Origin of the sequence: Arthrobacter sp. KNU40, assembly GCF_051515115.1 — a bacterium.
Classification (GTDB): domain Bacteria; phylum Actinomycetota; class Actinomycetes; order Actinomycetales; family Micrococcaceae; genus Arthrobacter.
In genome coordinates, this window is the sequence record NZ_CP195850.1 from 5,092,749 (window position 1) to 5,114,195 (window position 21,447).

The window sequence follows — 21,447 nt, forward strand, 5'->3', positions numbered from 1 at the left end:
GCCAGGCATGAAAGTCATCCAGCCGGAGGCTAGAACCCGCCACCGCCGCCAGTCTCGCCGGCCATGTTGGCGAAGCGGGAGTAATGCCCCTGGAAGGCAACCACGATGTCCTTGGTGGGACCGTTACGGTGCTTGGCGATGAGGATGTCAGCCTCGCCGGCACGGGGGGATTCCTTGTCGTAGACGTCCTCGCGGTGAAGCAGGATGACCATGTCGGCGTCCTGCTCGATGGAACCGGATTCACGGAGGTCCGAGACCATCGGCCGCTTGTCCTGGCGCTGTTCGGATCCACGGTTGAGCTGCGAGAGCGCGATGACCGGAACCTGCAGCTCCTTGGCCAACAGCTTGAGGGCACGCGAGAATTCGGAGACTTCCTGCTGGCGGGATTCCACCTTCTTGCCGGAGCTCATGAGTTGGAGGTAGTCGAGGATCACCAGTTTGAGGTCGTGCTGCTGCTTCAGGCGGCGGCACTTGGCCCTGATTTCCATGAGGGACATATTGGGGCTGTCATCGATGAACAATGGCGCATCGTTCATGCGGCCCATCGTGGTGGCGATCTTGGACCACTGCTCGTCCTTGATGGTGCCCTTGCGCAGGTCCTGGAGGCCAATGGTGGCTTCCGCGGACAGCAGGCGCATGGCGATTTCGTTCCGCCCCATTTCGAGGGAGAACATCACGGTGGCGAGGTTGTGCTTGATGGCAGCGGAACGGGCGAAGTCCAGCGCGAACGTGGACTTACCGACGGCGGGGCGCGCGGCGATGACGATCATCTGACCCGGGTGCAGGCCGTGGGTGAGCTCATCGAGTTCATAGAACCCGGTGGGGACACCCGTCATGCCTTCTCCGCGGTGGCCGGATGCCTCGATCTCGTCAACGGTGGATTCCATGACGTCCTTGAGCGCCACGTAGTCTTCCGCCGTGCGGCGTTCGGCCACGGCATAGATCTCGGCCTGGGCCTGGTTGACGAGGTCTTCGACCTCTCCGTCCTGGCCGTAGCCCATCTGGACGATCTTGGTGCCGGCGCTGACGAGTCGGCGCAGGACGGCTCGCTCAGCCACGATTTCGGCGTAGTAGCCGGCGTTGGCCGCCGTGGGCACGGTCTGGATGAGCTCGTGCAGGTAGGCAGGGCCGCCGATCCTGTTGATCTCGCCGCGTTTGGTCAGCTCATCGGACACTGTGACGGCATCGGCAGGTTCGCCGCGGCCGTAGAGATCGATGATGGACTCGTAGATCGTCTCGTGGGCCGGGCGGTAGAAGTCATGGCCGCGGACAATTTCCACGACATCGGCAATGGCATCCTTGGACAGCATCATGCCGCCGAGAACTGATTGCTCAGCGGGAATGTCCTGGGGAGGTTTGCGGCTGGCGTCCGATGTCCGGCCGCCCTCGATCGAATCCAAGTGCGTAACTGACAAGCCGTCCTCCATTGTGTACCGCGCAGATAACTGTTCCCGGCGGTGCGGTAGGCCAATGCCCAGGTGTGGGTTGCTCCGACCGCGCCGTTTATGCCGGCTGGTCCAAACTGTTCCGTAGGGCACCGACAATTTTGGTTCCCCGAGATTTCCACAACTTATCCACAGACAGGTCCGCGGGCGCGCTGCTTTTCGACGGCACCGAGGTGTCGTCCACAAGAAACAGGGGTTTTCCAAGTACCTAAAGCAGGTACTCAGCCACGTTAGCCCTGCTTTTCCGAGGCACCAAGCCGGGCCTGTGGATAAAGTGTGGAATACACACCCCTACTTGTGCACAGTCTGTGCATGACCCTGTGGAAAGAGAAATTCTTTTTCCGGCAAATAGCCCCTGAGCTGGGGAAACGTTCTTCAAGCCATGTGGATCAAAAGTATTTTCTCCAGGGGATCATCCACAGGCCGATTCGCTCAATGCGCGCCTCTCCCCTCACTCAAGCGCCCCAGGAGGGATAAATATGTCGAAAATGTGATACTCCCCACAATCTCTCCCGGAATTTGACAGCCGGCTCTCAGAAGCTATGCCGTAGCAGGAATGTGCTGTGGATAACCGCGTTCTGACATAAGCTCTAGGTATGGGTTTCACCATTGGGGATGTACTGCTGGTCGCAATGCCCGTTGTCATCCTTGTGGCTGTGATTTGGGCCCTGACGGCGGCATTCAAGCCACGCAACTCCGGGTTGTCCGACGCCGAGCGCTATCAACGTGAGCTGGCCGCCCGCTCGGCAGCCCACCAGGCCGCCCAAGTGCAGGCGGCGACGGCGGCAAGGGCCCGTATCGATGCGTCCACCAGGCCGAGCCAAAACGCGCAGCAGCAGTCGCAGCAGGACAGCCAGTCGCGGGCCGCGCTCAGGGCGCAAGCCGGGGCCAGCCCGGGGGTCGGCCAGGCCGGCTACAACGGCCCCATTCTGCCCAACGGGCAGTTGAATCCACCGTTCGCCCTGCAATTGCAGGGAATGGTCCGCAGTGGGCAGAAGATCCAGGCGATCAAGCTCCTGCGCCAGCAAACCCACTCGGACTTGTTGACCGCCAAGAACTACATAGATCGGCTTTAGCGCATGTCATCCCTACTCGTTCCGGTCTTGATCCTGGCGGCCGTCGTCGTCGGCGTGCTGCTGATCAGCCGGCTGCTCTCCCGCCGCTCCGCGGAACTTCGCGACAATGCCGCCACCGGCAAGGCTGCCGTGGACCCTGTGGAGCTGGCCCGCGAGGCCGCCGCGAAGCTCAGTGAGGACCAACACCGGCAGCTGTATTCCCTGATCGCCCAGGGTCAGGCCATGGCGGCCATCAAGCTGTACCTCAGCGCCACCGGGGAGGGGCTGCGTGCCTCACGGGACGCCGTCGGCGCCCTTGCAGCGCACCCGCAGCCCTTCCGCAAGCCCGAACCCGCCCCGCAGGACCTCATGCCCGACGACGACGAGCCGGAACACTTCCCGTACCGTTACCGGGCAATCGTCAGCAAGGGCGACGTCACACGTGAAGTGAGCAGCAATATGCTCAATGACGAGATCTACGGACGGATCCGGACCCTGGCCAAGAGCGGCGACATCGAAGCAGCAGCGTTGGCCCTGACCAAGCATTCCGATATCAGCATGAAGCAGGCCCGGGAGTTCATCGAGCTGCTCGACGACTAGTGCCCGGAGCGGCGCAGCCCGGCTCGCCTAGCGTCCCGCGGTGATCCCCGCGAGGAGTTGCTCAAATGGCAGGGATTCCATGGCATCCGCCTTGCGGTGCGGCTGCTCGCCGCTCAGGAGCCGGGTCAGCTCGCTGGCCGCGCGGTCCACGCGGACCGATAGCGGCGACGCTCCGTCGTCGGTGTTTCCCCAGTCCTGGGGCCCGGCGAAAACGGACGTCTGGGTTATCCGGGTGCGAAGGTAGGTGAAGAGCGGACGCATCGCGTAGTCGAGCACCATTTGGTGCCGGTCGGTGCCGCCCGTGGCGCCGAGAAGAACTGCCTTGCCGTCCAGGGACTTCGGGTCCAGAACGTCGATGAAGGACTTGAACAGCCCGCTGTAGGAGGCGCTGAAGACGGGCGTCACGGCGATGATGCCATCAGAATCCTCGACGCCGGCGATCACCTCCGTGAGGCGGGGTGCGGCATACCCGGTGACGAAGTTGTTGGCGATATCCACAGCCAGGTCCCGGAGTTCGATAACGTCCACCCGCACCTCGTACCCTGCATCGCCCAGCTGACGCTTGGCCGACGCAGCGAGCTGGTCTGCAAGAAGCCTGCTCGACGACGGTACGCCAAGTCCGGCGGAAAGGACGGTTATGCGGCGGGTCTCCATGGCGATCTCCTGTTACTGGGCGGTTCGATGGCTTCAAACCAGAGTACATGCGTTTGCATCTATACTCCCAAACTGTGCCTCCGCACTTTTTATTCCCCTGCTAGAGACGCACGGTTCCCTGGATGCACATCACCGAGCTCCCGCCTACCCAGATGTCGCCGTCTTCCGCTTTGACGTGGATGCGTCCCGCCCGGCCCAGCACCGTACCCTGCGCGGCGACGTATTGCTCCGGAGCCCGGCCGCTGCCGATCAGCCACTGGGCGGCCCCCGCATTAAAGCTTCCCGTGACGGGGTCCTCCACCATGGCGTCTCCCGGAATGAACGTCCGGACTTCGAAATCGACGCCGGCACCCGGTTCATGGGGACCGATCACACCAACCTTGAGATCCCCTAAAGCCGCAAGGTCCGGCTCAAGGCCAAGGACCTGCTCGGACGATTCGAGCAGCACGCCGATCCATTGCGGGCCGTTGACCAGCCACGAAGCATCCGAAAGTGCGGTTCGGGGCAGGCGGAGTCCGGCGGCCAACTGTTCCATGATGGGCTCGCCCACGGGCCCGAAGCGGGTCAGTGGCGGCGCAGCGAAGGCGAGGCGGCCGCCGTCGAGTTTTACCTTGACCAAGCCTGCGCCGCATTCCTGGACCAGCATCCCTTCCTGCTTAGGCACTCCCCCGGACGCCAGCCAAGCATGCGCCGAGCCGAGCGTCGGATGTCCCGCGAAAGGAAATTCCTCGCTGCCGGTAAAGATCCGGACCCGGTAATCGGCCGCAGGATCACCCGGCGGCAGCAGGAAAGTGGTTTCAGACAGGTTGGTCCAGTTTGCAAAGTGCTGCATCTGCTCCGCGCTGAGCCCTTCAGCGTCAACGACGACGGCAAGCGGATTGCCGAGGTATGGCACGTCAGTGAAGACATCCACTTGCGAGAAGGGCCGGGTGCGCATCGTTTCAAGGTTCACCCCGGCAGGCTATCAAGTTCCCCCGTCTTCCTTGGCGCGAACTGGCAGCTAATGCCCCTCACGAGGCCGCCAGAGGGCATCTACTGCCAGTTCGCGTCCCCCGAAACCGCGCAAAACAAAGGACCCCCACCTCCGGAAACCGGAGACGGGGGTCCTTCGAGCTACGTCAGAACTTACTTTGCCGCAACGACCTCGAGGTCGATGACAGCGGAAACGTCCTCGTGCAGACGGACGTTGGCCTGGTACGAACCAAGTGACTTGATGTGGTTCGGCAGTTCAACGTTGCGCTTGTCGATGGAGCCGAGGCCAGCGGCCTCAACTGCAGCAGCGACATCAGCCGGCTTGACGGTGCCGAAGAGACGACCGGACTCGCCGGCCTTCACTACGAGCTTGACCTTCTTGGAGGAAAGCGCAGAAGCCTGGGCCTGTGCAGCTTCAACCGAAGCGTGGGCACGAGCAGCGCGGGCAGCCTTGATGGACTCAACCTGCTTCTCGCCACCCTTGGTCCAGGTCAGAGCGAAGCCGCGGGGCAGCAGGAAGTTACGTGCGTAACCGTCCTTGACCTCGACAACATCGCCAGCAGCACCGAGACCGGTTACTTCGTGGGTCAGAATGAGCTTTGCCATGTTAGTTAATCCCTTCCTTAGCCGCGGCCAGCGCCGGAGTAAGGCAGCAGAGCAACTTCGCGGGCGTTTTTGATTGCCTGGGCGATTTTGCGCTGTTCCTGCACCGTAACGCCAGTGACGCGACGGGCGCGGATCTTTCCGCGGTCGGAGATGAACTTGCGCAGCAATGCTACGTCCTTGTAGTCGATGACGGTGATGTCAGCGGCCTTCAAGGGGTTGGACTTTGGTTTGGGCTTACGGAGTTCAGCCTTAGCCATCGTGGAGCTCCTTTTCTATGGAGCCCGTGGATATGGATCCACGGGATGGTGGTGCTCGACGGCGGGTGCCACCCGGGTGCCTCGCGGCACTTCCGGCGCGTTCCGGCGTCGAACTTGTGAGTATTTAGAAGGGAGGTTCGGAATCCGGGCCGTTGCCCCATCCACCCGCATTGCTGACGCCCGGGGTAGCCCAGGGGTCTTCCTGCGGTGCGGATTGGCCGCCGCCCCATGTTCCGCCGGAGTTGCCGCCCTGGCTTGCACCAGCGCCGCCACCTCCGAAGCCGCCGCTGTTGTTGCCGCCGCCGAAGCCGCCCTGACCACCCTGACCGCCGGAGCGCTGGGTGCGGTTGACCTTGGCGTTGGCGTAACGCAGGCTCGGGCCGATTTCATCGACTTCGAGCTCGATAACGGTGCGCTTCTCGCCTTCTTTGGTTTCGTAGGAACGGCTCTTCAGTCGGCCGGAAACGATCACGCGCATGCCCTTGGTCAGGGATTCGGCGACGTTTTCAGCTGCTTCACGCCATACCGATGCGCGGAGGAACAGGGTTTCCCCGTCCTTCCACTCATTGGACTGGCGATCGAAGGTCCGGGGAGTAGAAGCGATGGTGAAGTTCGCTACCGCCGAGCCTGACGGTGTGAACCGCAGTTCGGGGTCATTGGTGAGATTACCGATGACCGTAATAGTGGTTTCGCCTGCCATCTACTGCCTCCTTGTTCGTTCCTGCGGGGTAAAGATTGAAAGCCGGGAGCTGAAATTACTCAGCAACGACCTTCTGCTCTTCGGGGCGGGTGATCTTGGTGCGCATGATGGTCTCGTTGAGACTCAGCTGGCGGTCAAGTTCCTTGGCGGTTTCCGGCTTGGCGGTGAAGTTCACCACGGCGTAGATACCTTCGGACTTCTTCTTGATGTCGTAAGCAAGGCGACGGCGGCCCCAGATGTCAACCTTTTCGATGGTTCCACCATCGGTGGTGATGACACTGAGGAACTTCTGAAGCGTCGGCTCTACCGTACGCTCTTCGACCTCGGGGTCGATGATTACCATCAATTCGTAAGGACGCATATGTGAACCCACCTCCTTTGGGCTAAGCGGTTACGGCATTTCCGTAACAGGAGGTTCATTTGCGATGAACAATGCTGCTGACCGCTTCCAGAAGCGGAAGCAGGGCGCAGCACAGACTTCAATATCTTAGTCCATTTCCCGCCTCTAAGCCTATTCGGCGTGTCGGCAAGGTGGAATGAGCGACGGCGCATATGTGGAAAACCCAGGTATGTGGATAACTCCCGCGGAACCGGCGCGCCAGCCTCAGGCACACTGAACACATGACCATCCTGAAATCCGTTGCACTCTTCATCCTTGCGGCCATCGCCGAGATCGGCGGGGCCTGGCTCGTGTGGCAATCGGTCAAGGAAGCCAAGCCCTGGTGGTGGGCCGGACTCGGGATCGTGGCCCTGGGCATCTACGGGTTCGTGGCGGCGTTCCAGCCGGACGCACACTTCGGCCGCGTGCTTGCCGCATATGGAGGGGTGTTCATCGCCGGATCATTGGCTTGGGGAATGCTCATGGACGGTTTCCGCCCGGACCGTTGGGACGTCATCGGCGCCATGATCTGCATCCTGGGCGTCGCCGTCATCATGTTCGCGCCCCGATCGGCGAATTGACGACAGTCCGGCCAACACCCGTGCCATGATCTGACTATGAACGCCGCAGCAAAGAACCAACGTCCGAAGTCTGCCCGTGCCAAACGTTCCCGATTGCGATTCGGGCTGATGATCGTCACCGGCATCGCTGCCGCGGTGGCGACCGGGATCTGGGGTCAGTGGATTTACGCACCCGCCGCGGGCTGGGCGGTTGCAGCGGTGGTCTACAACATTTTCGTGTGGACAGTCATCACCCCGATGAAGGCCGATCAGACGAGAAGCCATGCTACGGAAGAGGATCCGCGGCGCTCCACCGCCGACCTCCTCATCCTGTGTGCTGCCGTCGGTTCGCTCGCTGCCGTCGTGCTGGTGATGATCGGCGCCAAGGACGCGCACGGATTCGATAAATTCATGCTCGCCCTGCTGGCCCTCGTTGGTGCGGCGGCCTCGTGGCTCCTGGTCCACACCCTCTTCACCCTGCGCTACGCCGAGGTGTACTACACGTCCGATCCACCCCAAGGCATCGAGTTCAACCAAAAAGAACCGCCACAGTACACGGATTTCGCCTACATGGCGTTCAGCCTCGGGATGACCTACCAGGTCTCGGACACGTCGATCACCACCAGGGCAATGCGCTCCGCCGCATTGCGGCACAGCCTGCTCGCCTACGTTTTCGGCGTCGGGATCCTGGCTACGACCATCAACCTCGTGGTGAGCCTCGCGTCCTGAGCTAGATCGCCGTCCGGAAGAACAACTCCGCCACCGTGGCCAAATGGCGCGGGTCGTCAACGCCGCATAGCTCGCGTGCCGAGTGCATCGACAATAGCGGCACGCCGACGTCGACCGTGCGGATCCCCAGGCGGGTAGCCGTCAGCGGACCGATGGTCGAGCCGCACGGGACATCATTGTTGGAGACGAACTCCTGGTAAGGGATGCCCGCCTCGCCGCAGAGCCGGGCCCAGAAGGCCGCGCCGGTGGCGTCCGTCGCGTAACGCTGGTTGGCGTTGATCTTGAGAAGCGGTCCGCCATTGAGGATCGGCCGGTTGGCCGGATCGTGCCGCTCAGGGTAGTTGGGATGGACGGCATGGCCGGCATCCGCGGAAACACAGAACGACGCCGACAACGCCTGCCGCCGTTCACTCACTGTGGCGCCCAATCCGTCGGAGATCCGGGTGAGGATGTCTTCGAGAATGGGTCCGCAGGCGCCGGAGCGCGAGGCCGAGCCGATTTCTTCGTGGTCGAAGGCGGCCAGCACGGCGATGGGTCCCCCGGCCGGCGCACCAGCAGCTGCGTGCGCAATGAGTGCGGCAAGCCCGGCGTGGGTCGAAGAGAGGTTGTCGAGCCGCCCTGAAGCGAAGAACTCGCCCTTGGCACCGAACTGCTCAGGCGCCTGGGTGTCCGCGACGACGATGTCGTAGCCGCCGATCTGCGCGGGATCCACGGAAGCCCCGGCCACGTAGTCCGCCAGGATTGCGAGGACGTCCGCGGAACCGGGATCGCCGAGCCCGAAAACCGGGTTCATGTGCTGTTGCTTGTCGAGCGTGAGGCCGTCATTGACAGCCCGGTCCAGGTGGATGGCCAACTGCGGGAAGCGCAGGAGCGGTCCGGTAGCTGTGAGGTGCTGGGTGCCGTCCAGCATCACGAGCCGGCCCGCGAGCCGAAGCTCACGGTCCAGCCAGGAGTTCAACAAGGGGCCTCCGTAGACCTCCACGCCGGCCTGGAGCCAGCCGAACTTTCCTGTCGTCGGCTTGGGCTTGAGCTTGAACGACGGAGAATCCGTGTGGGCGCCGAGGATATTGAACGCCGTGGTCGGAGTCGCGCCTTCCGGAATCACCCAGGCAATGAGGGCGCCATCCCGGATCACGTAGAAGCTGCCAGCCCCGCCCTCCCATGGCTGAAGTTCATCAAGAGCCGTGAAACCTGCCGCATCGAGGCGGCGCGCGGCCTCGTGGACGGCGTGAAAGCTCGACGGCGATGCGCTCACATACGCGCCAAGGTCCTGGATGTGTTCTGCAGCGGAGTTCGAAGGCATGGCTCCGAGTCTAGTTCGCTGGTCCTCTTGCGCGTCACCAGTAAGCCGCGTCGTTAGTAATCCGGGTTGCTCGGGATCACGAGTCCTGTTTCGTAGGCGTAGACCACCACTTGGACCCGGTCGCGCAAGTGCAGCTTGGTGAGGATCCGCCGGACGTGGGTCTTGACTGTCGCTTCGGACAGGAAGAACTTGTGCGCGATTTCCGCGTTGGACAGCCCTCCGGCTATAGCCTCCAGCATCTCGGTTTCGCGAGGCGTCAATCCTTCGAGCAGCGGATCGCGGGGTTGGGCCGTAGCCTGGCCGGGTACGCGGCCTCCGCGGACGTAGGTCTCCAGGAGCCTCTGGGTGACCCTCGGAGCCACCACGGCGTCGCCGCTGGCCACAAGCCGGACGCCCTGGACCAACTCCGCAGGCGCAACATCCTTCAGCAGGAACGCGGAGGCCCCTGCCTGAAGGCCTGAGAAGGCATATTCATCGAGGTCGAAAGTAGTCAGGATGATGATCCTGGCGTTGGATGCCGAGGCCGTGATCCGCCGTGTGGCTTCAATTCCATCCACGGCAGGCATCCGGACGTCCATGAGCACCACGTCCGGTTCCAGTTCCTCGACCTTCCGGACTGCTTCGGCGCCGTCGGAGGCTTCGCCCACCACCTCGAGATCGTCTTCGCCTTCCAGGATCAGCCGAAATCCCATGCGCAGCAAGGGCTGGTCGTCCACCAGCAGAACCCTGATGGGAGCATTGTCAGTCATGATTTCCCCTTGTCCCCATTCCAGTTCAGCTCCGCATGAACGCGCCACCCGCCGTGTATTCCAGGACCGGCATCCACCGTTCCAGCATAGATTCCTGCACGTTCACGCATCCCCGCGATGCCTTGGCCCGTTCCCAGGACCGCCTCTTCGGTGCCCGGATCCCGGGAGCCCCGGCCGTCGTCGAGCACTTCAATGGTGACCGAGTCGCCCTCCCGCACGATCCTCACATCCACTTGGCTCAAGGAACGGCCGTACCTGAGCACGTTTGTCAGGGATTCTTGCACGATCCGGTAGACGGTGAGCTGGAACGCCGGGTCCTCAGGAAGGGCAGGTCCCGTGTGCGAATAGTGCAACGGCAGCCCCGCCGTCCGGAATCCATCCAGCAGTTTGCTCAAGTCGTGCCCGGAAACCAAAGGCTCCAAAGGCGCCGGACGCGCGGAGTCTTCCCGCAGCACGCCGAGGACGCGGCGCATGTCCGCCAGCGCAGTCCTGCCAGTGCGGGACAACTCACCGAGCACCTCACCCGCGCGCTCGGGATCCTTCTTGACCACGACGGCGGCGCCGTCCGAGAGGCTGATCATGACGGTGAGGGAGTGGGCCACGACGTCGTGCATCTCCCGGGCGATCCGGTTGCGTTCGGTCACGGAACCCAAGCGGGCCGTGCGGGCTGCCCAGGCCCTGATTTCGCTCTCGTGCTCACGCCGCTGCCGCACCGAAATGCCGATGCCGGTGGCGATCAGGTTGGACAGCAAAATGCTGACCGCGGCGGCGATGTTGCTGATGAGGTGGAAATTCTCCGGAATCGCCTCTCCGTTGGCTGGGGCCGCCGGGCTGGTCCACATGAACAGATACACGAGGGTCAGCGGCAGGCTCGCGGCGCCAAACACCGTCAATGCGAAGGTCCGGGCCCTCGCCACGGCCACCGCGTACAGCGCAAACCACAGTCCTGCCGAGACGTTCGACCCCCAGGGATTCAGCAGCGTCACGGCCACTTCGAGGACCGCAACGGCCGCAGTGACACTAAGCGGGTTGCGGCGTCGAAGGAACAGGATGGCGGCAATGGCAAGGAGCAGCAGGGCGGCGAACCATTTGCCTTCCACCATGGAGCTGATGAAGGTAGGCAGTGCCAGGAGCGAATAGCAAAGCACCACCACTGCGTCCATGACCCGCGGGTGCTCAAAGAGATAGCGGCGGATCCTGCCGCGGCGGCGCAGCGTGATTTCAGCAAAGGACGCATCGGCCACGTGGGCCGACGCGTCCTGTGCTGGCAACTCTTCACTCATGGCTCGAGCCTAGTGGCCTTGGCCGGAGCGGGTGTCCCTGGATTGCGAATCAGGTGATCGCGAATCAGACGTCGCGCTTCTTGAGCACAATGAGGGCAGGAATCATGAACAAGATCACGTAGCCAAGGAACACGAGGCCGCCCGCCCACGGATCCAGGGTGCCGTCTACGTGGCCGATCGACAAGAAGCGACCACCGGCCTCACTGGGCAGGTACTGCGGGACGTACTTCCAGAAGTCTCCAGGTGCGAGGCCGAGGAACTGGCCAGCGAACGGGAGGACGAACATGATGCCCACCAGGACAGTGATGCCGCCGGCCGGGTTCTTCAGCAGTGTTCCGAGCGAGAGGCCGATCAGCGCTACCCCGGAGACGTAAAGGCCACCGGTGAAAACGCTGTAGAGGACGCCGTCTGTGTTCCAGCCAAGGTCAAGGCCGAAGTTGGCGAACATGGGTGACGCCAACAGGAAGGTCACGACGCCGGCCACTAGCGAAAGCACGTAGGACACCACAACCAGGACCACGGCTTTGGCACCGAAAGTGGAGAGCCGGCCCGGTGCCGCGTTCATGGTTGACCGGATCATGCCGGTGGCGTACTCGGAAGCAATGAAGAGTACGGCCAGGGAACCCATGACGAGGATGCCGATATTGAGTCCGGCGTTCGGCAGGTTGTAAAGGTTGAATCCCGAACCTGGCGGGAAGGAGTCAACGGCTTGCTGCACCGTTTCCTTGTGACCCTGCCGGCCGACTTCGACCATCTGGTTGATGAAGTTCCAGCGGACCAGGGCGGACAGGAGGCCGATGCCGACAATTGCCACGAAGGTCAGGACCAACAGAAGCTTGGTGCTCATGAGGGTGCGGAACTTGATGGATTCGGAGTTCAATACCCGGAGGAAAGTGACGCCACCGGTCCCGGCTGACGGGACCGCATGTTTCTTGCTGATGGTGGTGGTGCTCATGACTGGATCCCTTCCAAATTGGCAGCGGAGGTGGCGCCGACGCCGGCAGGGCTTCCGTCCAGAGGCCCGCCTGGTGCTGCCGGTCCGCCGGTGATGTGCGAGTGGTATTCCACTTCGTCCTTGGTCAGCTGGAAGTAGGCCTCTTCCAGCGACGACGTGAGCGGAGTGAGCTCGTAGACCAGTACCCGGTTGTCGAGGGCGAGCTCGGCAATGCGGACCGGCTCCACTCCGTACACTTCCAAGGTTTCACGTTCGTTCTGCTCCACGCGGACACCGTCGCGGGCCAGCAACTCGGACAAGCGAGTGGTCTCGGAGGTTCGGACCAAAGTGCGCTTGCGGCTCTGGCTCTCGATCAGCGCATCCACCGTAGTGTCGGCAATGATCCTGCCGCGACCGATCACAATGAGGTGGTCCGCGGTCTGGGCCATCTCGGACATGAGGTGGCTGGAAATGAAGATGGTCTTGCCCTGGCTTGCCAGGTAGCGTGCAAGGTTCCTGACCCACTGGACGCCCTCGGGGTCCAGTCCGTTGACCGGTTCGTCGAGGATGAGCGTCTGGGGATCACCCAGCAGTGCGTTGGCGATGCCAAGCCGCTGGCCCATGCCGAGGGAGAACCCTCCGGCCTTCTTCTTGGCAACTGCGGTGAGGCCTGTCATCTCGATGACTTCCTCGACGCGCGAGTTCGGAATCCCGTGGGTTGCGGCCATGGCGCGCAGGTGGTTGTACGCGCTGCGGCTGGTGTGCACCGCCTTGGCATCGAGCAGCGCTCCGACTTGGTGGAGCGGGGCTTTGTGCTGGGAGTAGTGCCGGCCGTTGACGATGACGTCGCCCGACGTCGGACGGTCGAGACCCATGATCATGCGCATGGTGGTGGACTTGCCGGCGCCGTTCGGGCCAAGGAAGCCCGTGACTTTCCCGGGCTGTACGGTGAAGCTGATTCCGTCCACGGCTGTCTTTGCGCCGTAGACCTTCCTCAAGCCTGTTGCTTCAATCATGGAAGCGTTCCCTCCGCTTGCTGCAGCTATGTGGTGACTGTAAGTACAACGCTAACCACCGGTGCGACGGAATTCGCCGGTCTCAGGGATGATTCAGGGGCCGCTCAGGGTAGTCCCTATGGATGATTCCGGTCGCGGTCAGGTCTTCCCGGGCACCGGGAAAGCGCTAGCAAACTCTAGTAAAGCGGCGAATACACCCGCAGCGCCCGGCGCTTGACAGTGAACTCCGCGGTCCGCACACCAGCCAACGGCTCGCCGTCGACCGCAATCACCAGCGGTTCTCCGATCGCTTCGATGCTGAGCTCCGCAGCCTCGCTAAGGTGGGTCACCTTGGAGGTACCCACGGTTCCGGTGAGGACCGCCCACAGCAGACGCAGCCGCGCGAAAGGCTCATCGGCCGTGACCATACGGATGTCCAACACGCCGTCGTCAAGCACAGGACGCGTCAGCGGCGCCAGGTCCCGCGGGTAGTAGCGGCCACGGCCCAGGTAGAGGATCCACAACGTGTGAGGGACGCCGTTGATCCGGAGGGTGGTCGGCGTCGCCGCGCCGAAGGTGCGCAGGCCTGCGACGAGTCCCGCGAGGGGCTTCCCCAGGGCGGGCTGCAGCCGTTCGCGTCGCCGCACCAGGTTGGGATAGACACCGATGCTTGCCGTATTGAGCATGATGAGCTCGGTGGTCTCGTCCTTGCCATCGACGCCGCGGCCCGCGCTCACATGGCCCAGGTCTGTCCATGCTGCTGCTCCCGTTTTGGCGGCCTGTAGGGCCCCTTCCAGCGATCGGGCGTCTACGTCACGTGCGAAATGGTTCAGCGTTCCGCCGGGCAGCACCAGCAAGGGCAGTGAGTGCTCGACGGCGGCCGCCGCGGCAGTGCCGACCGTTCCGTCGCCGCCCCACACGCCCAAGGCCTTCGTCCCGGGGCGCCCTGCTGCGGCCCGGATTTCTTCAACCACGTCATCACCATCGGAAATCAGACTTATATGCGACTTGGGGAATATTTCTCGAAGCTGCGTCTCGGTGTCCGGCGAGTAGGAACCGCCGAGGGCGTTGACCGCAATGCTTAGCCCCTCGCCGTCGCCGACTGCGGGGGCATCGGCCGGTGAACGGTCTGTATCCGGAACGGGAGGTCTGGCCGGCCACCACTTTCGGGTCAGGAGTGCCGCTCCGGCCCCTATCGCCGAGCCGAGCACGACGTCGGAGGGCCAGTGGGCGCCTGTATGAACCCGGGAATACGCCACACCTGCCGCAACAGGAGCAAGAGCTCCACCAAGACGGGGATATACCAGCGCGACGCCAAGAGTGAATGCAACGGCAGACGCCGAATGGCCCGAAGGCATCGAGGAACTGGTGGGCTGCGGGTTGACAAAGCGAAAAGCCGGAAGGAGTTCGGGCAACGGCCGCGCCCGCGGAAGCAGCGTCTTGAAACCCAGATTGGTGACGGCCGACGCAACGCCAAGGGCCAGGAGTCCGTGGATCGCCGCGTTGCGGGGTTTACCGGGAAATCCCGCGCAAACTCCAGCTACGGCAAACCATAGCTTGCCCTTTGTTGCGGCCTCCGAAAGGTTTTTCAGAACGGCGTCATGCGAGCCCTCCGGCCACCGCGAGACTGCTCGGACCGCCGCCCGATCGAGTCGCGCTATCCGCCCTGATCCCCATCGCAGCATGCTTCGCATTCCACCAGACTATCGGCGGACTGTTAAAGAAGTGGGATAGTGGGGGTCGTTCTTCCCCCACAAACAAACTCGAGGGAAACGGCACGCCCCGCAGGGCGTCACATAGGGTAAACCATCAGGTAGCACTCGGTCTTCTCCAAGAGAGCGATCATAGTCTTCGGGCATGCTCTCAAAGCCTCAACTCATCAACAGCGGCATCGGGGTGGCCGTTATCGGCATTGCCGCCGGCGCCTTCTTCGTGCTGAACGGCGTGCCGCAAACCGCCGCCGACACCACCGCCCGCACCGTCGCGGTCAGCGCAGCGGACCTCGCCGCCGTCTCTACGGCGAGCGGAAACGTCTCGCCCGCAAGCACCACGGTCATCAACGCGCAGAACTGCACCGGGCCCATCGCCACTGTTTCCGCTGTGACCGGTCAGCAAGTCACGGCCGGGCAGGTGCTGGTGACCATTGATCCGACGAACGCCCAGAATGCCCTGGCCGTCGCCCAGGCCCAACTGGATTCCGCCGCCGCGCAGGCAAACCAACAGCAGGCCTCGGCAAGCAACCAGGTAGCTTCGGCGAATCAGAGCCTGGCCAACGCCCAACAAACGGCCAACCTGGACGCGAGCCAGCAGGCCAGTGCCGTCGCCGCCGCGCAGACAGCCGTGAACAATGACAATGCGACTGTCGCTGCGGCTCAGACCGCTGCCAGCGCCCAGCCCAGCAGCCAGCCGGCCCAGAACGCGCTCAATACGGCACAGGCCCAGCTGGCGAAGGACAACCAGGCACTGACCCAAGCCGTCAACCAGCAAGCCAGCTCGGCCCTCAAGGACAAAGAGCAGATTGCCTCGGCTGCGACGGCCCTCAATTCCGCCCAAAGCGGTGGCGGCGCCACATCCAATACGACGTCGGCCCAGATTGCCGTCGACACCGCAACCAAGAACCTGGCGTCCTGCTCACTCGCGGCCCCGGTTTCAGGAACGGTCACCGCTGTGAACGCCGTCGTCGGAGGCAATGCCGGCAGCAGCTCCGGCTCATCCCCTTCCGGGTCGTCCGGTTCCGGCTCCTCCGGAGCTTCCGGTTCCGCTGGCACTTCCGCAAGCTCCGCGAGCACATCGTCTTCCGGACTGATCACCATCAGCGACACCGCGCACCTGCAGGTCATCGCCAACTTCGCCGAATCGGACATTGCCGCCATGAAGACCGGCGACTCAGCCACCTTCACTTTCCCGGCGCTCAAGACCGACCCCTCCGCGCCACCCGTCACCGGGACCATAACCGCGATCGCCCAGAACGCCACAACCACGAACAACGTGGTCAGCTACCCCGTGACGATCTCCATCAAGAACCCCCCGGCCGCCCTCCGGCTCGGCCAGAGCGCAAACATCTCCGTGACCACGGCTACCGCCAAGAACGCTTTGACGGTGCCTTCGCTGGCCATCACCACCACGGGAACACGGCAGACCGTCAACGTCATGAAGAACGGGACCACGACGGCGGTGACCATCACCACCGGGATCACTGACAACGGGCGCACCCAGGTGCTCACGGGACTCAGTGCGGGCGATCAGATTGAACTCCCGGCCATCTCCTCCACCCTGGACACCACCGGCACTACCGGACGGACCGGGACGGGCGGACTTGGCGGAACGGGAGGGTTCGGTGGTACAGGCGGCGCCGGAGTTACGGGCGGCACCGGTGGCACCCGCGGAAATGGCGGGTAAGCAGCCGTGAACGACGCCGTCATCCAACTGGACTCCGTGAGCAAGATCTATGGCAAAGGGGAGGCCGAAGTACGGGCACTCGATTCCGTCAGCATCTCCATTGACCGGGGCGACTTCGTGGCCATCATCGGCGCCTCGGGCTCGGGAAAGTCCACGATGATGAACATCATCGGCTGCCTCGACGGCGCCACCCAGGGGACTTATCACCTGGACGGCATCGATACCGGGACCCTGGACGAATTCCAGCTCGCCCAGATCCGCAACCGGAAAATCGGCTTCGTCTTCCAGAACTTCAACCTGATTCCGCGCACGCGTGCAGTGGACAACGTGTCCATGCCCCTCGCGTACGCAAAAGTGCACCGCAAGGAACGGCGCGAGCGGGCCGTGGAAGTGCTCGGTTCGGTGGGTTTGGCGGAGCGGGCCGACCACAAGCCTTCGCAGCTCTCCGGCGGACAGCAACAGCGTGTTGCCATCGCCCGGGCGCTCGTGACCAACCCGGTGCTGCTGCTGGCCGACGAGCCGACGGGAGCCTTGGACACCAAGTCCTCGCACGAGATCCTGGATCTCTTCGAGTCCTTGCACGCCAATGGCCGGACCATCGTGATGATCACCCACGAAGCCGACGTCGCGGCGCGGGCCAACCGCGTCGTACGCTTCCAGGACGGGCACATCATTGAGGACCACCGGGTCCGTGCAGTTAATGCGCACCCTGTAGCGACGGCGGTGCCGGCATGATGATCGCCGAATCAGTCCGCTTCGCCCTGACCGGGGTGATGGCCAACAAGATGCGCTCCATCCTCACCACCCTGGGCATCCTGATCGGCATCGCATCCGTCATCATCCTGCTGGCCGTGGGCGCCGGAACCTCCAACGCCATCAAGGCCCAGATCGGCAAGCTGGGAACCAACGTGCTCACTGTGAGCCGCCAGACGACGGCGGGCGGCCGCGCCGCGGGCGGCGGGCAAGCCGTCACCGGTCCGCGGTCCCGTGGCACCAACCTCACGCTGCAGGACATGGCCGCGCTGACGGATCCCGTCATGGCCCCCGACGTCGCCGCAACGGCTCCGGTGGTCACGGCACAGAACGTCACGGGTACTTACCAGGACGCAACCCACGCGATCGCAACGTTCGTGGGGACCACGCCGTCGTACTTTTCCATTTCGAACGACACCCTCGCGGCGGGGTCCTACTTCAGCGACGGTGACGCAAGCAGCGGCACCGCAGTGGCCGTGATCGGCAATACCGTGGCGCAGGACCTGGTGGGCAGCTCGGTGACCTCGGCCGTGGGGCAGACGATCGCCCTCAACGGCCAGAACTTCGTGGTCTCCGGCGTGCTGGCCCAAAAAGGGTCCTCGGGGCTCAACGATCCAGACGACATTGTGGTGATCCCCTACAGTGCGGCCCAGGACAAGTTCACCGGATACTCGCCGTCCCTCGCCTCCATCACGGTCCAGGCGAAGTCGGCGGACGTGATGAACCAGGCCCAGAACGAGGTCCAGATGATCCTCGATGCCCGGCACAACGTCACCTCCGCCAACCGCGACTATCAAGTGCGGAACCAGGCGCAGATCCTCACGACGGCTACCACCACCACGGCCACGCTGACCATCCTTTTGGGCGCTGTGGCCGGCATTTCGCTCCTGGTGGGAGGAATCGGCGTCATGAACATCATGCTCGTCACGGTCACCGAACGTACCCGCGAAATCGGCATCCGCAAGGCGATCGGAGCCTCGCGGGGCAGCATCGTGAGCCAGTTCCTCATCGAATCGCTCATCATTTCGCTGATCGGCGGGGTCCTCGGAATCGCCGCGGGCTACATCGGGAGCGCCTTCCCCCTGCTGGGAACTCAACCCGAAGTCCAGTGGTGGACGGTGTGGCTGTCGTTCCTGGTATCCGCGGCGATCGGCCTGATTTTCGGAATCTACCCGGCCAACAAGGCAGCGAAACTGCGGCCGATCGACGCCCTGCGGTACGAATAACCGCCCACAGTTCCAGCTCCAGCAACTCCCCAGCAACTCAAAAAGAAACAGCCAACAGGAGATCCACAAATGTCCTATTCAGCACCGGAGCCCGGCCCCACGAACCAGCCGGAGCCCCAGCAGCCCTACACCCAACAGCCCCACGCCGGACAGCCGACCGCCGTCCTGCAAGCCACCGGCCAGGAACCTACCGGACAGGGTTGGGGCCAACCCCAAGCGACGGAGCCGTTCGTGCCCAAGAAGCGCTTCAAGATGGGTCGCCTGACGCAGATCCTCCTTGCGGTGCTGCTGGTTGCAGTCGGCTTCTTCGGAGGCGTCGGTGTCACCAAGCTCATGGATGCCGGCCAGGCCCGTCCCGGCCGCGGCCAGTTCCAGAACTTCAACGGCCAGGGCGGCCAAGGCCGGAACCGGCAAAGCGGCGCACCGACCAACGGGGCATCGCCGAGCGCAGTTCCTTCGGCTCCCGCCACCTCAGCACCGTAACCACCCCTCGTTGTAACCACCCAACTAACTCGCAGTTGTTGTCGTTCTGGGCCTTCAAAACGACAACAACTGCGAGCTAGTTGCTTTTAACCAGGGGCTTCGCGGCGCCGGCCAGCCATAGTGCGATCAGGATCGGCACGCCGATGGCAAGGAGAGCCATGTGGATGCCGGTGTGGTCACCCAGGTATCCCAGAAGCGGCGGGCCGGCCAGAAACGCCACATAACCGATTGTCGAAACCACCGAGACGCGTGCGGCTGCGTGTTTCGGATCGTCGGCAGCAGCGGACATGCCCATCGGGAAGGCCAAGGCCGCGCCGATACCCCAAAGGGCCGCACCCACCCCGGCAAGGATGAGGTTGCCCGCGAAGACGAAGAGAGCCAGGCCCACTGCCGCGGCGGCCATGCTGACCCGCAACACGGCTACACGTCCGAACCTGTCGATCGCGCGGCCGCCAAGGAAACGCATCAGGGTCATCGCGGCCACGAAGAGCGCAAACAAAAGAGCGCCCGTTGATTCGGAAGTATTCAGGCCATCCACCGAGGCCTTGGCGATCCAGTCGTTTCCGGCGCCTTCCGTGAGGGTCGCTCCCAGGACCACGACGCCGATCAACAAGGTGCGGGCGTCGCGCCACGCCGACGGACCCTTCACGGCGGGCGCGCCGTCGTCGGGCGTCGTTCCCGTGGTTTCGTGGGGCATGAAGTAACGCGGCGCCGTCAAGGTGAGAAGAACCACGACGGCGGCGATGACCAGCAGGTGCTCCGGAAGTCCGACGCCGATCTCGGAAAGCCACGCACCAATCAGCGCACCCACAAAGGCGCCCCCGCTGAAAGCGGCGTGGAACTTCGGCATGATGGTACGCCCGAGGCGGTGTTCGACGTCGGCCCCTTCGATATTCTGCGACACATCCCACAGACCGACCCCCACACCGAAGAAAAAGAGCGCCAGCGCGGTGGCGGCCACGGATCCGGCCATCAAGGAGAAGGCGATCGCCGCTCCGGCGGAGGCGGCAAGGAGCCCCGCGGCGCGGACGGTACCGGCCGTACCGATCCTGCCCACAACCCATCCCGCGGAGGGGAGCGCCACAAGGGACCCGACGGCGGTGCACAACAGGAGGGTGCCCATCTGTCCGGATGTCAGGTGCAGCGTCTGGGTGACGGCGGGTATGCGTGCCGCCCAGCTGGCAAAAACCAGCCCGTTCATGCCGAAGACCAGGAAAGTGGCAATTGCCGCGGCTTTGACGTTCGGAGCGGTTCGGGTGCTGGTGGTCATACGATCACAACTTCCACGGAGAGATTTTCAAGTAGGGTGCGTTCTTCAGTGCTTGGCTTCCGGTCCGTCACAATGACGTCTACCGCGTCCATGGCTGCGACCAAGGCCACGGCCTGTGCATTCCATTTACTTCCTGTGCAGGCCACGATCACCCGCCCCGCCGATTCCAGGCCTGCCCGCTTGATCGCGGCGTCCTCGAGATCGTGCGCCAGCAGGCCGTCTTTGAGGTTGATGGCGCACGGCGTGACGACGGCGGCGTCAAAGCGCAAGGAGCGGATGTTGGCCTCTGCCATCGGTCCCCGGAATGACTGCTCGCCGGGAACCAGGCTGCCACCGGGCAATAGGAGACCCGGACGCCGCCCAGAGGGAAGGTCCGTCGCCAGGAATTCCACCGCGCGAAGGGACATCGGCATAATGGTCAATTCCCGCGGCGCGAGCCGGCGCGCGATCTCCGTTGCCGTGGAACCGCTGTCCAGCCACACGTGATCGCGGTCGCGGAGCAACCGTTCGACGGCGACGGCGATTCTCTCCTTGGCATCCTGGTCCTCCAGTTCGCGCTGCCCATAGCCGGGGTTGTCGCCGCGGTCCACTAGGCTGCGGGCGCCCCCATGCACCCGGCGGAGGACACCGTGGGAAGCGAGGATTTCCAGGTCGCGACGAATAGTGGCCCCCGATGCTCCGCATTCGGCAACGAGTTCGTCAACGGTGATCTCTTCGCGTTTGCGCAGCAGCTCGCCAATGAGCCGGTGGCGGTCAGCAGTCCTCATGCTCATATGCTATCCGGAAATGATCATCTAATCATAACTGGTGATCATATGTCCGCGTGGGCGCGGAAGGCGCGGGAACTGGGCGCGGAAGGCGCCCTGCGTGCCGAACGGCTCAAACGCTCGCTCACCTATGAGGCGTTTCAAGCCGACGCCCGCTCACCTATGGGCCACTTTCGGCCGACGCTCGCTCACTAGAGGAGAGCTAGCGTCTCGTGGCGACCCGTCAAAGGTGAGCGAGGGTTCAGAAGAAACGCGCCATAGGTGAGCGAGCGTTCCGAAGAAACGCGCCATAGGTGAGCGAGGGTTCCAAGACGCGGGACAGCGTCGT

23 protein-coding genes are annotated in these 21,447 nt (G+C 63.6%); 8 read left to right on the top strand and 15 right to left on the bottom strand.

Annotation, left to right across the window (positions count from 1 at the left end):
- Positions 1-29: 29 nt before the first annotated feature.
- A complete protein-coding gene (gene dnaB, locus ACSKT0_RS23770) occupies positions 30-1,415 on the bottom strand; it encodes a replicative DNA helicase (RefSeq protein WP_437771924.1) in 1,386 nt (461 codons plus the stop codon).
- A 626-nt stretch (positions 1,416-2,041) separates the two neighbouring features.
- Here dnaB and ACSKT0_RS23775 point away from each other — a divergent pair.
- Positions 2,042-2,521 (top strand): hypothetical protein, encoded by a 480-nt coding sequence (locus ACSKT0_RS23775; protein ID WP_437771925.1) that lies wholly within the window; start codon positions 2,042-2,044, stop codon positions 2,519-2,521.
- A 3-nt stretch (positions 2,522-2,524) separates the two neighbouring features.
- A complete protein-coding gene (locus tag ACSKT0_RS23780) occupies positions 2,525-3,100 on the top strand; it encodes a hypothetical protein (protein WP_437771926.1) in 576 nt (191 codons plus the stop codon).
- Positions 3,101-3,127: 27 nt separating this feature from the next.
- On the opposite strand, the gene ACSKT0_RS23785 is transcribed toward ACSKT0_RS23780, so the two are convergent.
- From ACSKT0_RS23785 to rpsF, 6 genes are all read right to left on the bottom strand, one after another.
- Entirely contained in the window at positions 3,128-3,754 is a 627-nt protein-coding gene (locus ACSKT0_RS23785) for an FMN reductase (RefSeq protein ID WP_437771927.1), read from the bottom strand.
- Positions 3,755-3,854: 100 nt separating this feature from the next.
- On the bottom strand, positions 3,855-4,691 hold the full coding sequence (locus ACSKT0_RS23790) for a PhzF family phenazine biosynthesis protein (protein WP_437774105.1): 837 nt from the start codon (positions 4,689-4,691) through the stop codon (positions 3,855-3,857).
- Positions 4,692-4,879: 188 nt separating this feature from the next.
- Complete coding sequence (rplI, locus tag ACSKT0_RS23795) at positions 4,880-5,332, bottom strand: 50S ribosomal protein L9 (protein ID WP_236813849.1); 453 nt, start codon at positions 5,330-5,332, stop codon at positions 4,880-4,882.
- A 17-nt stretch (positions 5,333-5,349) separates the two neighbouring features.
- Positions 5,350-5,589 carry a 30S ribosomal protein S18 gene (gene rpsR, locus ACSKT0_RS23800; RefSeq protein ID WP_003800144.1) on the bottom strand — a complete coding sequence of 80 codons (240 nt, stop codon included), beginning with the start codon at positions 5,587-5,589 and terminating at the stop codon, positions 5,350-5,352.
- A gap of 124 nt (positions 5,590-5,713) precedes the next feature.
- Positions 5,714-6,289, bottom strand: coding sequence for a single-stranded DNA-binding protein (locus ACSKT0_RS23805; RefSeq protein ID WP_265978099.1), 576 nt, complete (start codon positions 6,287-6,289; stop codon positions 5,714-5,716).
- Between the two features lie 55 nt (positions 6,290-6,344).
- Positions 6,345-6,650, bottom strand: a complete 306-nt coding sequence (gene rpsF, locus ACSKT0_RS23810; protein WP_265978101.1) for a 30S ribosomal protein S6 — start codon at positions 6,648-6,650, stop codon at positions 6,345-6,347.
- Positions 6,651-6,910: 260 nt separating this feature from the next.
- Between rpsF and ACSKT0_RS23815 the strand changes: the two genes are divergently transcribed.
- Together ACSKT0_RS23815 and ACSKT0_RS23820 are read left to right on the top strand one after the other, a co-directional pair.
- Entirely contained in the window at positions 6,911-7,249 is a 339-nt protein-coding gene (locus ACSKT0_RS23815) for a YnfA family protein (protein WP_437771928.1), read from the top strand.
- Between the two features lie 36 nt (positions 7,250-7,285).
- Positions 7,286-7,957 carry a DUF1345 domain-containing protein gene (locus ACSKT0_RS23820; protein WP_437771929.1) on the top strand — a complete coding sequence of 224 codons (672 nt, stop codon included), beginning with the start codon at positions 7,286-7,288 and terminating at the stop codon, positions 7,955-7,957.
- A 1-nt stretch (position 7,958) separates the two neighbouring features.
- Here the strand turns inward: ACSKT0_RS23820 and ACSKT0_RS23825 are convergent, their stop codons facing one another.
- From ACSKT0_RS23825 to ACSKT0_RS23850, 6 genes are all read right to left on the bottom strand, one after another.
- Positions 7,959-9,260 carry a M18 family aminopeptidase gene (locus ACSKT0_RS23825; protein WP_437771930.1) on the bottom strand — a complete coding sequence of 434 codons (1,302 nt, stop codon included), beginning with the start codon at positions 9,258-9,260 and terminating at the stop codon, positions 7,959-7,961.
- Positions 9,261-9,313: 53 nt separating this feature from the next.
- Positions 9,314-10,009: a response regulator gene (locus ACSKT0_RS23830; protein ID WP_437771931.1), complete on the bottom strand. Its 696-nt coding sequence runs from the start codon at positions 10,007-10,009 to the stop codon at positions 9,314-9,316.
- On the bottom strand, positions 10,006-11,292 hold the full coding sequence (locus ACSKT0_RS23835; protein WP_437771932.1) for a sensor histidine kinase: 1,287 nt from the start codon (positions 11,290-11,292) through the stop codon (positions 10,006-10,008). Before ACSKT0_RS23835 ends, ACSKT0_RS23830 begins: the two co-directional genes overlap by 4 nt.
- 64 nt (positions 11,293-11,356) lie before the next feature.
- On the bottom strand, positions 11,357-12,247 hold the full coding sequence (locus tag ACSKT0_RS23840) for an ABC transporter permease (protein WP_437771933.1): 891 nt from the start codon (positions 12,245-12,247) through the stop codon (positions 11,357-11,359).
- A complete protein-coding gene (locus ACSKT0_RS23845) occupies positions 12,244-13,242 on the bottom strand; it encodes an ATP-binding cassette domain-containing protein (RefSeq protein WP_437771934.1) in 999 nt (332 codons plus the stop codon). Before ACSKT0_RS23845 ends, ACSKT0_RS23840 begins: the two co-directional genes overlap by 4 nt.
- A gap of 176 nt (positions 13,243-13,418) precedes the next feature.
- Entirely contained in the window at positions 13,419-14,915 is a 1,497-nt protein-coding gene (locus tag ACSKT0_RS23850) for a bifunctional phosphatase PAP2/diacylglycerol kinase family protein (RefSeq protein WP_437771935.1), read from the bottom strand.
- Between the two features lie 163 nt (positions 14,916-15,078).
- Between ACSKT0_RS23850 and ACSKT0_RS23855 the strand changes: the two genes are divergently transcribed.
- From ACSKT0_RS23855 to ACSKT0_RS23870, 4 genes are all read left to right on the top strand, one after another.
- On the top strand, positions 15,079-16,620 hold the full coding sequence (locus tag ACSKT0_RS23855; protein WP_437771936.1) for an efflux RND transporter periplasmic adaptor subunit: 1,542 nt from the start codon (positions 15,079-15,081) through the stop codon (positions 16,618-16,620).
- A 6-nt stretch (positions 16,621-16,626) separates the two neighbouring features.
- Positions 16,627-17,355 carry an ABC transporter ATP-binding protein gene (locus tag ACSKT0_RS23860; RefSeq protein ID WP_437771937.1) on the top strand — a complete coding sequence of 243 codons (729 nt, stop codon included), beginning with the start codon at positions 16,627-16,629 and terminating at the stop codon, positions 17,353-17,355.
- Entirely contained in the window at positions 17,352-18,599 is a 1,248-nt protein-coding gene (locus ACSKT0_RS23865; protein ID WP_437771938.1) for an ABC transporter permease, read from the top strand. The genes ACSKT0_RS23860 and ACSKT0_RS23865 overlap by 4 nt, the downstream gene beginning before the upstream one ends.
- A 69-nt stretch (positions 18,600-18,668) precedes the next feature.
- Positions 18,669-19,082 carry a hypothetical protein gene (locus ACSKT0_RS23870; RefSeq protein ID WP_437771939.1) on the top strand — a complete coding sequence of 138 codons (414 nt, stop codon included), beginning with the start codon at positions 18,669-18,671 and terminating at the stop codon, positions 19,080-19,082.
- A 76-nt stretch (positions 19,083-19,158) separates the two neighbouring features.
- On the opposite strand, the gene ACSKT0_RS23875 is transcribed toward ACSKT0_RS23870, so the two are convergent.
- Together ACSKT0_RS23875 and ACSKT0_RS23880 are read right to left on the bottom strand one after the other, a co-directional pair.
- Positions 19,159-20,352: an MFS transporter gene (locus ACSKT0_RS23875; RefSeq protein ID WP_437771940.1), complete on the bottom strand. Its 1,194-nt coding sequence runs from the start codon at positions 20,350-20,352 to the stop codon at positions 19,159-19,161.
- On the bottom strand, positions 20,349-21,119 hold the full coding sequence (locus ACSKT0_RS23880; protein ID WP_437771941.1) for a DeoR/GlpR family DNA-binding transcription regulator: 771 nt from the start codon (positions 21,117-21,119) through the stop codon (positions 20,349-20,351). Before ACSKT0_RS23880 ends, ACSKT0_RS23875 begins: the two co-directional genes overlap by 4 nt.
- Between the last annotated feature and the right edge of the window lie 328 nt (positions 21,120-21,447).